This window comes from Thermoleptolyngbya sp. M55_K2018_002 (genome assembly GCF_015295965.1).
Taxonomy (GTDB): domain Bacteria; phylum Cyanobacteriota; class Cyanobacteriia; order Elainellales; family Elainellaceae; genus Thermoleptolyngbya; species Thermoleptolyngbya sichuanensis.
Genome location: NZ_DVEA01000060.1, coordinates 1 through 2,311, shown reverse-complemented (window position 1 = coordinate 2,311; position 2,311 = coordinate 1). Strand labels below are relative to the sequence as shown.

General features: G+C 62.3%; 3 protein-coding genes. All 3 read left to right on the top strand.

Annotation, left to right across the window (positions count from 1 at the left end):
- Positions 1–158: 158 nt before the first annotated feature.
- Positions 159–596, top strand: coding sequence for a hypothetical protein (locus IGS51_RS02960; RefSeq protein WP_297075695.1), 438 nt, complete (start codon positions 159–161; stop codon positions 594–596).
- Positions 597–615: 19 nt separating this feature from the next.
- Positions 616–1,068: a hypothetical protein gene (locus tag IGS51_RS02955; RefSeq protein WP_297075692.1), complete on the top strand. Its 453-nt coding sequence runs from the start codon at positions 616–618 to the stop codon at positions 1,066–1,068.
- A 60-nt stretch (positions 1,069–1,128) separates the two neighbouring features.
- On the top strand, positions 1,129–2,311 hold a 1,183-nt coding region (locus tag IGS51_RS02950; RefSeq protein ID WP_297075690.1), incomplete at its 3' end, for a hypothetical protein.

The window sequence follows — 2,311 nt, the reverse complement described above, 5'->3', positions numbered from 1 at the left end:
TCGCCCCCCACACCAGCATCACTTGGGGCTATCGGATTTTCCTCATCTTCCTAGGGCTGTTGATCGGAGGGCGCGTGCTATGACCTCAGTTTTACTTGGAGCGATATGGCTCCTGATTGTCTTCAGCGGCCTGGTGATGGTTGGGGAGGGCGGCAACGATGAAGCGCCATAATCTAGAGCGTCATAATCTGGAGCGTCACTATCTAGAGCGTCACAGTCTGGATCGACCCACGCTCAACCCGGTGCTGGTCGGCGGCATGGTGATTGCGATGGCGGGGCTGTTGGTAGATTTGCGCGGCATGGTGTCGCCGGTTGCCTCCGGCAGCCATCACGAAGCCTGCCAGGGCACAGTCAATCAGCAGGTTGCCCTCTCCCGCGAACAGCTTGCCCAGTTGCTTACGGTGCCCGAACGCGACAGCCGCGATCGCATTACGCAAATTGCAGGCGCTCCCTATTGCCAATTGCAAAACATTCAGGTGAGGGCGGGCGTGGCCGCCGAGCGCCAGGTCTATCCGCTCGCTTTTGACCCGCAGACTCGCCTCGTCATTCTCTACGAGGGCAACGAGTATGCTGGGTATCGCTTTAGCTTCCAATAAGCCTCCCGTTAAGCCCCCCTTGCAGAGGTGCTGGCGCAATGCCTGGACGAGCCTGATGGCGATCGCCCTGCTGGGGACTGCCTGTTCCCAACCTTCCAGCCCCGTGCGAACTGTGCCGATTCAGCAAAGCTGGGAATTGCAGCTTGGCAGCACCGTCGGCAAACACCGCATCGCGGGCGGGCTGGGCGACATCTCCATCGAGATGAAGGGCGATCGCGTCTATATTCCCTTCGACGGCGAGGTGCAGTCCAATGACATACCGGGCTGCTATATCTACTCCACGCCCGACGTGCCTGCCTACCTGTTTCGCCTCTGCGGCCTTAAGTCTGGCAAAACTGGGCGAGTCCGCAGCGGCGACACCCTCGGCTCTGCCGACTATCTCCACTTCGCCGCCCTCCGCCGCCAACCCGACGGCACTTGGGCGCTGGTAGAACCCTCCAGGGAAATGCTGGAGCGCATGATTAGTCGATGAGTAGGAGGTCGGTGCAGACTCACCACCCCCCACCCCAATCCTTCCCTCTCCTCTATTCCCATGAACCGTACCCTGCTGCTGCTGGGCGCGGTGGCGATCGCCCTGAGTGAATCGACCGCTGCCCATGCCGATGACCTGGCGCTGAATTTTGAGATGGCGATGGTGCAACCGTCGTCCTCAGAGCCGCCCTCAGAGCTGACTTCGAGTGCAGCCTCGACAGGCGCGATCGAGCCGCCGCTAGATATGCCGCTGCAAGTGCCCGTGAATGCGACGGAGCCACCCATGCAGGAGGCTTCGCGGGCTAATCCGGAGTTGCCGCCCCCGCCGCCGACGGGTGGATTTGAGGCGATCGCCCAACCCTTTCCCTCATCCGTTCCCCAACCCGCAAACTCCCGTCCGGTCGCGGCTCCAGCACAGGTGGCAACGAGCCAGACCGCCCCTACCACAGAGTCCCTGACCTTATCCCTTACGCCATCGGGGTCAACATCTGTTGAACTACGGTTTGATATGCCTGCTGGCCATCTAGCGCAGGGAAAAGCAGAGGAACCCCAGCCCTCCCTGATGGATCAAGCTGTCACCAGTGCAGCGCGACTCCTCGGACTTGCGCCAGCGGCTCCAAAGCCACCCAACGGTGAACTGGAAGCCCTGTTTCACGGCGGCGCAGACTCGCTAGTGGCAAGGGTCGTGGGCAGCGCCGAGGGCACTCGCGCCGTCGATGGGCAGCGCACCAAAGCCTATTATGGCCACACCGACCCCGGCAACGGCGTGTGGAATCTGGGCAGCTTTTCCTATCAGCATGGAGCCAGTTCTCCAGAAGAGGCAGACGAGCGCCAACTGCGACGGCTGCAAAAACAGGCCGACCTGCTCCAGCAAAAGGCCGCCGGTCACGGTATTTCTTTAACCCTGGCGGAACTGCTCAACGGCATCGATCTGGCGAACCAGGCCCCCCTAGCAGCGCTCGATCGGGGCGGCTATGTAGACTGGCTGGCTAAGGCGCGGCAGCAGGGAATGCAGGGCGATGCAGCAATTCTCTGGGCCCGCACCCGCGCGTTTATCGACCCCGATACGCAGCAGTGGAACGCACCCGGACTGGGCAACACCGCCGACAGCATTTCCCGCGACCAGGATCGCCGCATGAGGGCGATCGCCCGCGCCTACGAACACTATCGCGCCCAGGCGGGCCAACCCGTCGCCTTGCACGCACCCAGCCCATCGTCTGCTGCTGCCCCACCCACTCCCCTAC

What these genes read in the sequence shown, in the direction of transcription:
- IGS51_RS02960 (WP_297075695.1), top strand. Translation starts at nt 159, where the DNA reads ATGAAGCGCCATAATCTAGAGCGTCATAATCTGGAGCGTCACTATCTA.